Annotated in this window: 10 protein-coding genes; all 10 read left to right on the top strand. The window is 61.8% G+C overall.

Annotated features, from left to right (window positions below; translation table 11 throughout):
* Positions 1-208: 208 nt before the first annotated feature.
* The 10 genes from xapA (at position 209) to IFT60_RS03880 (ending at position 13,513) form a co-directional block, all read left to right on the top strand.
* Complete coding sequence (gene xapA, locus IFT60_RS03925; protein ID WP_192049703.1) at positions 209-1,051, top strand: xanthosine phosphorylase; 843 nt, start codon at positions 209-211, stop codon at positions 1,049-1,051.
* A gap of 18 nt (positions 1,052-1,069) precedes the next feature.
* On the top strand, positions 1,070-2,263 hold the full coding sequence (locus IFT60_RS03920) for a phosphopentomutase (protein WP_192049701.1): 1,194 nt from the start codon (positions 1,070-1,072) through the stop codon (positions 2,261-2,263).
* A complete protein-coding gene (gene deoC, locus IFT60_RS03915) occupies positions 2,260-3,216 on the top strand; it encodes a deoxyribose-phosphate aldolase (RefSeq protein WP_192049699.1) in 957 nt (318 codons plus the stop codon). Before IFT60_RS03920 ends, deoC begins: the two co-directional genes overlap by 4 nt.
* Positions 3,217-3,234: 18 nt before the next feature.
* Entirely contained in the window at positions 3,235-5,613 is a 2,379-nt protein-coding gene (locus IFT60_RS03910) for an aldehyde dehydrogenase family protein (protein WP_374011012.1), read from the top strand.
* A gap of 252 nt (positions 5,614-5,865) precedes the next feature.
* Positions 5,866-7,191: a thymidine phosphorylase gene (gene deoA / locus IFT60_RS03905; protein ID WP_192049697.1), complete on the top strand. Its 1,326-nt coding sequence runs from the start codon at positions 5,866-5,868 to the stop codon at positions 7,189-7,191.
* Positions 7,192-7,199: 8 nt separating this feature from the next.
* Positions 7,200-7,604: a cytidine deaminase gene (locus tag IFT60_RS03900; RefSeq protein WP_192049695.1), complete on the top strand. Its 405-nt coding sequence runs from the start codon at positions 7,200-7,202 to the stop codon at positions 7,602-7,604.
* 297 nt (positions 7,605-7,901) lie between these two features.
* The gene (gene tssI / locus IFT60_RS03895) at positions 7,902-10,928 is read left to right on the top strand and encodes a type VI secretion system Vgr family protein (RefSeq protein WP_192049693.1); all 3,027 of its coding nucleotides are present in this window, start codon (positions 7,902-7,904) and stop codon (positions 10,926-10,928) included.
* Positions 10,925-12,106: a hypothetical protein gene (locus IFT60_RS03890; protein ID WP_192049691.1), complete on the top strand. Its 1,182-nt coding sequence runs from the start codon at positions 10,925-10,927 to the stop codon at positions 12,104-12,106. Before tssI ends, IFT60_RS03890 begins: the two co-directional genes overlap by 4 nt.
* Entirely contained in the window at positions 12,085-12,465 is a 381-nt protein-coding gene (locus tag IFT60_RS03885) for a hypothetical protein (protein WP_192049689.1), read from the top strand. Before IFT60_RS03890 ends, IFT60_RS03885 begins: the two co-directional genes overlap by 22 nt.
* Before the next feature lie 55 nt (positions 12,466-12,520).
* Positions 12,521-13,513 (top strand): Imm71 family immunity protein, encoded by a 993-nt coding sequence (locus IFT60_RS03880; protein WP_192049687.1) that lies wholly within the window; start codon positions 12,521-12,523, stop codon positions 13,511-13,513.
* The last annotated feature ends 3 nt before the right edge of the window (positions 13,514-13,516 follow it).

Raw genomic sequence — 13,516 nt, 5'->3', positions numbered from 1 at the left:
TCGACGAGACCCGGACTGAATACCCGACGATTTAGTCGATCGCGATATAAATGAGCAAGAGAAATGGTATTTGCCATACATATCCACGATAATGCATAGTTATACCAATTTCTGGCACTACTGCGCCCCTTCTGCGGCGCCGGGCCACTTCTCCGCAAGCCGTAGTACAAAGCCTCCCTCATTTCAAGAATCACGACAAGGAAACCTCATGTCCAGCAATACCCCATTCGAAGCCGCCGAGATCATTCGCGCCCGCAAACCAGGGTTTGAGCCGCGCGTGGCGATGATCCTCGGTTCCGGCCTCGGCGTGCTCGCCGAACAGATGCTGGACGCAGTCTCGATCAGCTATAGCGAACTGCCGGGCTTCCCGATCAGCACCGTGCACGGCCACGCGGGCGAACTGGTGCTGGGCACCCTGGCCGGCGTGCCGGTCGTCTGCATGAAGGGCCGCGGCCACTTCTATGAAGGCTATGGCGCGAACGTCATGACCTCGGCCGTGCGCACCTTCAAGCTGCTCGGTTGCGAAATGCTGCTGGTGACGAACGCCGCCGGCTCGCTGCGCACCGAAGTCGATGCCGGCAGCGTCGTCGTCCTGACCGACCACATCAACCTGCTGCCTGGCAGCCCGATGGCCGGCCCGAACGACGACCGCTTCGGCCCGCGCTTCTTCAGCATGGCCAATGCCTACGACGCCGACCTGCGCAACCTGGTCAAGGAAACCGCGGCAGCGAAAGACATCACCATCGCCGAAGGCGTCTACCTGGCCGCGCCGGGCCCGAACTTCGAAACCGCCGCCGAAATCCGCGCGTTCCGCACGCTCGGCGCCGACGTGGTCGGCATGTCGGTGGTGCCGGAGGTGATCTCGGCGCGCCACTGCGGCCTGAAAGTGGTCGGCATCTCGGCCATCACCAACCTGGCCGAAGGCCTGTCGCCATTCGCGCTGTCGCACGAGCAGACCCTGAAGTACGCGGCCATCGCGGCGAAAGACCTGGTTACCCTGATCCATTCGTTCACCGAGCGCCTGGGCACCATCCCGCGCGCCGAAGCCTGATTACTGTCGAGGACATCCATGTCACGCGCATTCATCCTCCTGCTTGACTCCTTCGGCCTGGGCGCGCTGCCCGACGCCGACAAATACGGCGATCTTGGTGCCAACACCTTCGGCCACATCGCCGCGTGGGCAGCGAAGGAGGGCAAGCCGATGTCGCTGCCGAACCTCGAGCGCCTCGGCCTGGCCGCCGCTGCCCACAAGGCGAGCGGCGAATGGGCCGCCGGCTTCGATCAGCGCGACGGCTTCAGCGGCGCCTGGGGCGTCGCGCGCGAACAGTCGACCGGCAAGGACACGCAGAGCGGCCACTGGGAAATCGCCGGCGTGCCGGTGCTGTTCGACTGGGGTTACTTCCCGAAGACCGTGCCGTCGTTCCCGCAAGAGCTGACCGATAAACTGCAGGAGTTGACCGGCGTTCCCGGCTGGCTCGGCAACTGCCACGCTTCGGGCACCACCATCATCGACGAACTCGGCGACGAGCACGTCGCCAGCGGCAAGCCGATCCTGTACACCTCGGCCGACTCGGTGCTGCAGATCGCCGCGCACGAAGAAAGCTTTGGCCTCGAGCGCCTGTACGCAGTCTGCGAAGCGGCCTACGAGCTGGTCAAGCCCTACAACATCGGCCGCGTAATCGCGCGTCCTTTCCTGGGCGCGAACGGCAAGTACAAGCGCACCAGCAACCGCCACGACTACGCCGTGCCGCCAACCGCGCCGACGCTGCTCGATCACGTGAAAAACGACGGCGGCGAAGTCATCGCCCTGGGTAAGATCAGCGACATCTTCGCGGCCCAGGGCGTGACGCGCCTGATCAAGGGCGTGGACAACATGGCGCTGTTCGACCGCTTGCTGGAAGTGGCGGACGAAGCGCCGGAAAAGTCGCTGAGCTTCGTGAACTTCGTCGACTTCGACATGCACTTCGGCCACCGCCGCGACGTCGCCGGCTATGCGAATGCGCTGCACGAACTGGATGCGCGCCTGCCCGAATTCATGGCCAAACTGAAGGATGGCGACCTGGTCGTGATCACCGCAGACCACGGCTGCGACCCGACCGCACCAGGCTCGGACCACACCCGCGAACACATCCCGATGATCTTCTTCGGCCCGAACGTGCCGGCGCAGGAACTGCCGACCGCGTCGACCTTCTCCGACATCGGCGCCACGCTGGCCAAGCACCTTGGCGTCAAACCTCTCTCCAACGGAACCGCACTGCTATGACCCAGAACCTGGACTTCAAACGTAACACCGCCGTCGGCCTCGACCTCGGCTGGGTGAACAGTATCAAGGTCAACCGCAATGCGGCCGACCGCCGCGCCGCCAGCCTGGCGAACCGCCGCACGGTGAAAAAGGAATACCAGGCCGCCTGGCTGATCCGCGCCGTGCAGTGCATGGACCTCACCACCCTCGGTGGCGACGACACCCCGGGCCGCGTCGAGCGCCTGTGCATGAAGGCGATGCGCCCGCTGCGCGCCGATTTGATGCAGGCACTGGGCCTGGAGTCGCTCACGACCGGCGCCGTCTGCGTGTACCACGAGATGATCACGCCGGCCGTGAAAATCCTGCAGGGCCGCTTGCCGATCGCCGCCGTGTCGACCGCGTTCCCGGCCGGCCTGTCGAGCCTCGAGACCAAGCTGCGCGAAATCGAGCTCTCCGTCGCCGCCGGCGCCACCGAGATCGACATCGTCATCACGCGCCAGCACGTCCTGACCGGTAACTGGCAGGCGCTGTACGACGAAATGGTCGCCTACCGCGCCGCCTGCGGCGAAGCGCACGTCAAGGCGATTCTCGCCACCGGCGACCTGGTCACGCTGGACAACGTGGCGAAAGCTTCGTGGGTCTGCATGATGGCCGGCGCCGATTTCATCAAGACCTCGACCGGCAAGGAAGGCGTCAACGCCACCATCCCGGTGTCGCTGGTGATGGTGCGTGCGATCCGCGAATACTACGAGCAGACCGGTTTCCAGGTCGGCTACAAGCCGGCAGGCGGCGTGAGCACCGCGAAGTCGGCGCTGCAGTACCTGACCGTCATGAAGGAAGAGCTGGGCAACGACTGGCTGCAGCCGCACCTGTTCCGCATCGGCGCGTCGAGCCTGATGACGGACATCGAGCGCCAGCTCGAGCACTACGTGACCGGCGCCTACTCGGCCGCACATCGCCACGCGCAACCTTAAACACCGAACGGATTCGTCATGCCAACAATTAACGAGATTTTGCAAACTATGGATTACGGCCCCGCACCTGAAAGCACCAAAGAAGCACAGGCGTGGCTGGACCAGCATGGACGCCGTTTCGGCCTCTTTATCGACAACGCGTGGAGCGAGGGCCTTGACACCTTCGCATCGAACAACCCGGCCGATGGCGTCGAGCTGGCACAGGTAACGCAAGCGACCTCGCAAGACGTCGACCGCGCCGTCGACGCCGCGCGCCGCGCGCAGCCGGGCTGGGTCGCGCTGGGTGGCCATGGCCGCGCGAAAATCATGTACTCGATCGCGCGCCTGCTGCAAAAGCATTCGCGCCTGTTCGCGGTGCTGGAAACGCTCGACAACGGCAAGACCATCCGCGAAACGCGCGATGCCGACCTGCCGTTAGCGAGCAGGCATTTCTACCACCACGCCGGCTGGGCCCAGCTGCAGTCGGAGGAATTCGCCGACTACCGCGCCGTTGGCGTGGTCGGCCAGATCGTTCCCTGGAACTTCCCGGTGCTGATGCTGGCATGGAAAATCGCACCGGCGCTGGCCGCCGGTAACACCATCGTGTTCAAGCCGGCCGAGTACACGTCCTTGACCGCGCTGCTGTTCGCCGAAATTTGCCAGCAGGCCGGCATGCCAGCGGGCGTCGTCAACATCGTCACCGGCGACGGCCGCGTGGGCGAAGCGATCGTGAACCACCCTGGCATCGACAAGCTGGCATTCACCGGTTCGACCGAAGTCGGCCGCATCATCCGCAAGGCCACCGCCGGCAGCGGCAAGAAGCTGTCGCTGGAATTGGGCGGCAAGTCGCCGTTTATCGTGTTCGACGACGCCGACCTGGACGCGGCGGTGGAAGGCCTGGTCGATTCGATCTGGTTCAACCAGGGGCAGGTCTGCTGCGCCGGTTCGCGCCTGCTGGTGCAGGAATCGGTCTACGACCGCTTCATCGCCAAGGTCAAAGTACGCATGCAAAACCTGCGCGTCGGTTCGCCGCTGGATAAGTCGAACGACATCGGCGCGCTGGTCGATCCGGTCCAGCAGCAGCGTATCCACGGCCTGGTGGAAGCCGCCCGTGCCGAGGGCTGCGAAATCTGGCAGCCAAGCTGCGCAGCGCCTGCCGCCGGCTCGTGGTACCTGCCGACCCTGATCACCGGCGCCTCGACCTCGGCCGCCGTGGCCCAGACCGAAATCTTCGGACCGGTGCTGGTCGCCATGAGCTTCCGCACCCCGGGCGAAGCCGTCCAGCTGGCCAACAACACCGTGTACGGCCTGGCCGCCTGCGTGTGGTCGGAATCGATCTCGCTGGCGCTGGACGTTGCGCCGCAAATCAAGGCCGGCGTCGTATGGATCAACACGGCGAACCAGTTCGATGCGGCCTGCGGTTTCGGCGGCTACAAGGAATCGGGTTTTGGTCGCGAAGGCGGCAAAGAGGGCATGTACGAGTACCTGACGCCGCTGGCGGAAGATGCACGCCCAGCCGCGCCTATCAAACCTGAACAAGGTAAAGTGCGCGCCTCGGAAGGCGGCAGCCCGTTCGCCGTCGACCGCACCGCCAAGATGTACATCGGCGGCAAGCAGGCGCGCCCCGACGGCGCCTACAGCCGCGCCATCAACGGCGCCAACGGCGCCTTCCTGGCCGACGTCGGCGAAGGCAGCCGCAAGGACATCCGCAACGCCGTCGAAGCCGCCCACAAAGCGGCCGGCTGGTCGAAAGCCACTGCGCACAACCGCGCGCAAGTGCTGTACTACATCGCCGAGAACCTGGCGATCCGCGCCGAGGAATTCGCCGCGCGCCTGACCGCCATGACCGGCGTGCGCGATCCGCAGCGCGAAGTCGCCGCCTCGATCGAGCGCCTGTTCTACTGGGCCGCCTGGTGCGACAAGTACGACGGCGCGGCGCACCAGCCGCCGATGCACGGCATCACCGTCGCCCTGAACGAGCCGGTCGGCGTGATCGGCGTGATCTGCCCGAACGAGAACCCGCTGCTGGGCTTCATCTCGCTGGTCGCTCCGGCACTGGCGTTGGGTAACCGCGTGGTCGCCGTGCCATCGGAAGCCTATCCGCTGTCGGCAACGGACTTGTACCAGGTGCTGGACACCTCCGACCTGCCGGGCGGCGCGCTGAACATCGTCACCGGCAGTGCTGACGAACTGGCACGCACGCTCGCCACCCACGGCGACATCGATGCCGTCTGGCGCCACGACGGTTCGGCCGAGGGCTGCGCCGAAGTCGAGCGCCTGTCGTCGGACACCCTGAAGCGCACCTGGGTCGGCGGCGCCAAGGGCCGCGACTGGTTCGATGCCAAGCAGGCCTGCGGCCGCGTCGTGCTGCAGCATGCGAGCCAGGTGAAAAACGTCTGGATTCCGTACGGCGTGTAAGACAATAAATAAGACGGTCACGTTAGCAAAGTGACCGGTAGGGTGGGCGGGTTCCCCGCCCACGCGGTGATAGTTAGCGGCTCCGATTTCGTGCTCGGTCCGGCATACGTCGACTATCACCGCGTGGGCGGGAGACCCGCCCACCCTACGTCGTTTTAATCAGATGTTAGCGGCAGCGCACCGTAGGGTGGGCGCCCCGAGCCCACGCAGAAGCCAGCGACACGTACTACCAAATTTGAAAGCGAGTACCCCATGTTCCTCCCCCAAGAAATCATCCGCAAAAAACGCGACGGCGGCACCCTGAGCGCCGAAGAAATCCAGTTCTTCGTGCGCGGCATCCCCGGCGGTGAAGTCACCGAAGGCCAGATCGCCGCCCTCGCCATGGCTGTCTACTTCAACGACATGAGCATGGACGAGCGCGTCGCCTTTACCCTGGCCATGCGCGATTCCGGCCAGGTGCTGGAATGGAAATCGATGAACCTGCCCGGCCCGGTGGTCGACAAGCACTCGACCGGCGGCGTCGGCGACGTCGTCTCCCTGATGCTCGGACCGATGATCGCCGCCTGCGGCGGCTTCGTGCCGATGATCTCGGGCCGCGGCCTCGGCCACACCGGCGGCACGCTGGACAAGTTCGACTCGATCCCCGGCTACAGCACCGTCCCCGACCCGGAACTGTTCCGCAAGGTCGTCAAGGACGTCGGCGTCGCCATCATCGGCCAGACCGCCCAACTGGCGCCGGCCGACAAGCGCTTCTACAGCATCCGCGACACCACCGCGACCGTCGAATCGGTGGCGATGATCACCGGCTCGATCCTCTCGAAGAAGCTGTCGGCGGGCCTCGACGCGCTGGTGATGGACGTGAAAGTCGGCAGCGGCGCCTTCATGCCGACGCCGGAAAAGTCGCTGGAGCTGGCCGAGAGCATCGTCAGCGTCGGCAACGGCGCCGGCACCCGCACCTCGGCCATCCTCACTGGCATGGACGAGTCGCTGTGCCACGCCGCCGGCAATGCGGTCGAGGTGCGCGTCGCCATCGACTACCTGACTGGTAAATCGCGTCCGGCGCGCCTGCACGAAGTGACGATGGCGCTGTGCGCCGAAATGCTGGTCATCTCGGGCCTGGCGTCGAACGACCTCGAGGCCCGCGCCAAGCTGCAGGCGGCGCTCGATTCGGGCGAAGCGGCCGAACGCTTTGCGCGCATGGTCGCTGCCCTGGGTGGCCCGGCCGACCTGATGGACAAGCCGGACGCCTATCTCGAAACCGCCCCGGTCATCGTGCCGGCGCCAAGCCTGCGCGCCGGCTACGCTACCGCCGTCGACACCCGCGGCCTCGGCCTGGCCGTGGTCGCGCTGGGTGGCGGGCGCGTGCGTCCGCAGGATGCGATCGACTTCGCCGTCGGCCTGACCGGCCTGATCGAACTGGGCGACAAGATCGAAGTCGGCCAGCCGCTGGCCATGGTCCATGCCCGCACCGTCGAGGCAGCCGAGCAGGCCGTGCGCCAGGTGCAGGCCGCCTACCAGTTCGGCGCGGAGAAGGCAGCCGCCGCACCGATGATCCACCGCACCATTCGTCCGGCATAAGGAACATCATGCGCTACGAAAAACTGATCGAGGAGGCGCGCGCCGCACGCGAACTGGCCTATACGCCGTACTCGAAATTCCAGGTCGGCGCCGCCCTCGAATGCAAGGACGGCCGCATCTTCCGCGGCTGCAACATCGAAAATGCCTCCTATGGCCTGTGCAATTGCGCCGAACGCACCGCGTTCTTTAGTGCCATCGCCCACGGCTACAAGCCGGGCGACTTCACGGCCCTGGCCGTGATCGGCCAGACCGACGGCCCGATCGCCCCCTGCGGCGCCTGCCGCCAGGTCGTGCTGGAGCTGGGCGGCAACGAGCTGCCGGTCGTGCTGACCAACTTGAAGGGCGACATCTTCGAGACGACAGCGGCGGCCCAATTGCCAAACGCGTTTGGTGGGTGGGATTTGAACAAGTAATTGCAGGTGCGCCGATGCCTTCACAGGCATGCGGCTTCATCGTTGGTAAAAGCGCTGCCACGGATTGCCCGTCGCAGCGCTTTTTATTTTGAAAATCGGACCATTCCGAACGGCTGACTTCGCTCTTCCCGACAGCGCTGTGGCGCGCATGATGCACTGAATGCCTGTAGGCAAACGGCCTGATCTTTCTCAACTGCAAACACACGATCCAGACGTGTAATCGCTGGGTTCATTTGTGCGTGCGCATGCAGTCGCAGCGTCGCCGCCATGCATATGCAGCATTCATGGGAGAGATCAATGCCGGACAAATTCGACGCCGCCGGTCTGCTCGCGTCGTTCAACCGATTTACGCAAGACACACGCCTGCTCAGGCTGACCACGCCTGCCGGCGCCGATTTGCTCGCGGAATGCGTGCGTGGCGAGGAGAGCATCAGCCGCGGCTACACCTTCAGGATCGACGCCCTGTCGCTCGACGCCCGCATCCCCCTGAAAAGCCTGCTCGGCCAGCCTGCGCTGCTGCAATTGCTGACCGTCACCAGTCACGACGCGCTGCGGCCATTCCACGGCCACATCACGGCAGCCGAGATGACCGGCGCAAATGGCGGCTTCGCGCGCTACGTGCTGACGCTCGAACCCTGGACCTGCTTCCTCGCGCTCGGTCGCGACAGCCGCATCTTCCAGGATATGACGGTCCCCGACATTCTCGATGTTGTCTTCAAGAGCTATGCAGGCCGCGGCACGCTCGTGCCCGCCTGGCGCTTCGAACTCGCCGACCGCAGCGTGTATCCGCAACGCAGTTTGACGACCCAGTACCAGGAAAGCGACCTGGCCTTTGCCGAACGTCTCATGCACGAAGAAGGGTTGTTCTACTTCTTTGAACACAGCGGGGCGCCCAACAACGCATCGCTCGGCAGCCACACGCTGGTCATCGCCGACCACAACCGCGCCTTCAAGCCGAATGCCCAGCCCACGGTCGCATTCACGCAGCCGGGCGCGGTGATGAAAGCCGACAGCATCGATCGCTGGCGCTTCACATCGCGCCTGTCGACCAATGCGATCGAACTCGGCAGTTGGGACTACCGCACGCTACGCCAGCGCCAGGCGTACATCGGCACAGTGAATTCCGACGCGCCCCTGCTCAGCAGCCGCGATGTGCCCGGTATGTACGCCTGGCCGAACCGCGACCAGGCGCAACGCATCGCGCGCAACCAGATCGAGGCCCTGGAAGCGGCGCAACAGGTGCACACTGCCGCCGGCACGGTCCGCAGCTTCGCCCCCGGCACGACGTTTACGATCCGCGGCCACGCCATGCTTGATGAGTTGGACCATGACGACGCCCGCACGTTCACGATCGTGCGCACGGTTCACCTGATGCATAACAACCTGGGTGCCGACGTACTAAGTAGCGTGGCCAAACTGCTGGGCAAGGGCGTCGTGGCACAGGCCGCCGCGGAAGAACCCGGCGTGCGCGCGATGCGGCCATCAGGCGAAGACCGGCCCCTGTACCGCAACCGCATCGACGCCATTCCGGCCAGCAAGCCATACCGCAGCAGCGGCGCCGACGCGCACGGCCGCCTGTTGCATCCGCGTCCCACCGTGCATGGACAGCAGACGGCGATCGTGGTCGGCCCGCCGCGTGCGGCCATCCACACCGACCGCGACCATCGCATCAAGGTGCAATTTCACTGGGAGCGCGGCGACGCCAGCCACAGCCGTGCCTTGCATCCGCATCCTGACGGGCACACCGGTGCGCCGGGCACTGACAGCGCCGGCACCTGGGTGCGCGTCGCCACGCCGCTCGCCGGCGCCAACTGGGGCAGCCACATGGTGCTGCGCGTTGGCCAGGAGGTACTGATGGATTTCCTCGACGGCGACATCGGCCGGCCCGTCGTGATCGGCAGCCTGTACAACGGCTGCGGCCAGCCCGATGCCCAGCACAACCAGGTGGCATATGGAGGCGGCGCCGCAACCGGCAATGCAATGCCGTGGTTCCCCGGCGAGAGCGCCGGCAATGCACACCCGGCTGTGCTATCCGGAATCAAAACGCAGGCCATGCAGACCAGCCAGGACGGCACTGGCGCCTACAGCCAGCTCGTCTTCGACGACACCGCCGGCAAATCACGCCTGGCCCTGCAACGGCATGCCAAGGCACACGACGGCATGGCCGAACTGAACCTCGGACAGTTGCGCCACCAGAGCGACAACGCTCTGTTGCATCCAACGGGATTCGGCGCCGAATTGAAGACCGCGCAGAGTGCAGCCGTACGGGCAGGGCAGGGATTGCTGCTGTCGTCGGACGCGCCCAATGGCGGCAGCGGCAGCCAGCTCGACACGCGCGAAGCGCTGGCGCAGATCGAAGAGAGCCTGCAACTGCAGACCGGCCTGGCGACCCAGGCGCAGAAGCACAATGCCAGCCTGAAGAATGAGCCGGAACCGGCTGAACTTCTCGCTTTGAAGCAGATGAATCGCAGCATCGAGGTCGTCAACGCGGTCGATGGCGGCGAGCAAGAAAAAGTCGCCGCCTACAGCGAGCTGCACCTTCAACTGTCGAGCCTGGCCGGCATCGTCGCCAGCACACCTGCCGACGTCATCCTTTCGGCCGGCACCACCGGCAGCATCGGCGCCGGGCAGGACATCAACTTTGCCGCGCAAGCTAATTCATCCACGTTGGTCGTTGGTGGGATTAGCTTGTTTACTTATGGGAAAGCATCGAACAAGACGAAGCCGAACCAGGAGGTTGGTCTCAAGCTGCATGCTGCCAGCGGGAAGGTAAGTAGTCAGAGCCAGGATGGGCCAACACGCATAACTGCAGACAAGACTGTCACTGTCGCCAGCATTGCTAAAACTGTAAGCATCGCTGCGGCGGAGCATGTGCTCTTAACGGCACAGGGAGCATATATCAAGCTTCGAGGCGGAGATATCGAACTGCATAGCCCCGGAAAAGTCGATTTCAAAGCATCAGCAAAAGAGCTTGCCGGGCCTCAAAGCAGTTCTTTCCCCCGAACGAAATTTTTTTCAAGCGTTATCAAACCCAGCTCCCTGGTTATCGAACGTCGGTATCACGATGATGAGCCACTCGTCGGAGCTCCGTTCCTTGTTCGGTTCCCGGATGGAACTAGCCGTTCCGGTACCCTCGATGGTGATGGGAGCAGCATCCTGAGTAATGTTCCATCCGGAGCTGCCGAGGTATGGTTCGGTTCGATGCCGGGAGCGTATCGACGGAAGGATATGACGCCTATGCCCAATCATAAGCCTGCTCCCAGCACACGAGATATTGACAGTTTGATTGCCAAATACGCGCCGGACATGAAAGGTAAAGCATGAATGACTCTTCCTCTCCACCCGGCGCCCTATCCGCTAAAAAGTTTAGACTTGCTGCAACTGAGGTTGGGCAGTGGTTATGGGGAACCGTGCAGGGCGCCTTCAACGAAAAGCAAACCGTTTCTCAAATTATTACTGATGCTGTAATCGGCATGATCCCGCTGGTCGGCGACGTCACTGCGGCCCGGGACTTGATCGCCGTTGGTAGCGGATTAGCCAACGATCCACGAAAACGCGAGGAAACGGCCGAGTGGGTTCTCCTCGTCGTATTGATTTTTGCCCTCATCCCCGTCATTGGTGGAGTGATCAAGGGGGTTGGGCGTCTTGCCTTGAATGTGGCGAACAAGAGCGCAGCAAACAGTAAACTTGTTGCGCAAGTAGCTACTGATATCGTTCATTTCCTAAATCGTATCGGGCATAAAAACGCGGAAGCATGGTTTAAGAGCTTGAATATCCTCTCGTATCAAGCCGAAGTTTTGTCGAAGTTCCGTGCGTTCTGCGACGTATTCATCGTCACTACCTTTCGTTATGGGCTACGTTTTCGGTCTGTTTTGCCTAATGGATTTGTAGCGCGAATGGAACAGTTGTCTCGCAGTTTTGAACAACTGAAGATGCTCGGAGACAAGATGATTCCGCTGGCGCTGCGTGAACTTCATTCCCACCTTGAACAACTGCAAAAGCTTGTTCGGTCAGGTGGGAAGCCGGTGCCGAGTAGCACTGATGTAATGCTTGCACAAACTGGAAAAAAAACAATTACGTATGTTGAAGAAGCGAGGTTGTTGGAAGGTAAAACGGCAAAGCTCGTAAGACATGCGGGAAAATACCCGCAAAACCTGGCGCCTGTAAGCAACGCCAAGGAAGTAGCTAAAGTATACAAATATGAGCCTGGATTTCCAAATCTTCTGGACCGTATTTCAGATGACGGAGTTTATTATCCAAAAATCGCTGCTGCATCCGGGCGAATAACGAATGAGATGTTGAGCGGTACAACCGTGTACCGCTCATTCGGGCCAGCAGGTATTACTCATGGGGTCACGGTAGGCGAATCCTATTCCGTAGGAGCCTTTTGGGGATTAGGGCCGGCCCATCTTCCGCGGCAGAGTGGCGTGGTCCAACGGCTGTGCTGGATGAGTGGAACCACAACGGATACTTGTGCATCATGCATATACCATCAAGCGTAAAAGTACCCGGATGCGTCAGTACGGTATCGGAGCAATATAGCAAATCCATTACAGGTCAGTATCTTGAGGGTGGAAGCCGTCAGGCAGTCATTGATTTCAAACCGCCGACCTTTGGCCCGGCAGACTTTGATACTGTCAACAAGCTGGCAAAATCCGGTGGTGGAACGGTTTTGCTCTCGAATGGCATAACTGTCGAGGTGCGCGCCAGTGGATGGAGCGGGCACAACGGAGTCATCGGTTATGGGGAAAATGTTATTCCTTCTGCCTCTGCTGTGGAACGGCTCGGCGTGACCGAAAAGCAAAGCAAAATAGCCCAGCAAACGGCGCAGGCAACGGTCAAGAATGAGCGCGCAAAATAGAGGAAATATAGTGAGTATCTTTAATATATTCAAACCAAAATGGGCTGCAAAGCACATGAGTGAAAATGACCGGCGCAAGCTGTTCTGGTACCTCAAGCGCAAAAGTAGTTATACAGCCTGGGAAGGCAGAGCGGCTGCATTCGATACTTTTGCTGAGGTGTTCGAGCGTCAGGTAAAAGAAGAACCGGTTTTTGTGGAAGCTGGGGTAGATTCAGAATGGGCAACTCACTGGGATCAATTCTATATGCAGGTGTTAAAGGCGCAAGTTTTATATGAACAAGGTTTGGCTCGGCTACGGGTTGGGGACCGCAGCGTATGGCGTTATAACGAGCGCGGCGTGTTTCTTGATGCCTTGAACATTCAAAATTATTGGTGGACCGCCTTGGTCAATCACGGACCATATGGTGATGTACATTTCCAAGGGAAATATGTTGAGGAAATGACCAAAGCGATCGACAACGCGTCGTCGTATGTAAAAGCGACAGCAGGCATTGTAGAATCCATGCAGGCAGAACCTCCAGCACATGAGTTCTGGAGTGAGGAGGCGATGGATCGCCTTATCAGAACTGTGCCATTTCCTGAAAATCTTCCAGACGTTTCAGCGGCTGTTACGGACGTGACTGTTCATACCGGCCATCCGGTACCTTGCTATGGAATCTATGAGCCGCAGGTTCCTGACGGTTGCATGAACTATCTGTTGGAAGGCGCTTTTGCCCCGCAGGCTGTCAATGTGGACGAGGCTGACGGAGGCTTAATCGTACGTCATGCAGTATGGCGCCTGATCTGGGAAGATACTCGGTATCTCGACGGCATAATACCTGTCGAAGAGCAAAGCTACTTCCCGCTCGCAGCACCCATGAAGGCTACGCCCCCCATTTTTGTTGACCACGATCCTCTTATACAGCAAGGCAGCGATCAGTTGGCATCTAGGACGGGAGTTTGGGTACTTGTCCACAAAATTGATGTGCGACAACACTTTCGAGCCGGTGAAAAGCTCCCCCAGTACGAAGGTCGTGACGTTACCTGGATCTGGACTGAAAAGGGCTAAGAT

It is taken from the genome of Massilia sp. CFBP 13721 (assembly GCF_014842025.1).
GTDB lineage: Bacteria > Pseudomonadota > Gammaproteobacteria > Burkholderiales > Burkholderiaceae_D > Telluria.
The sequence above is the reverse complement of the archived record's forward strand: the minus strand, read 5'-3'. Positions and strand labels throughout refer to the sequence as shown.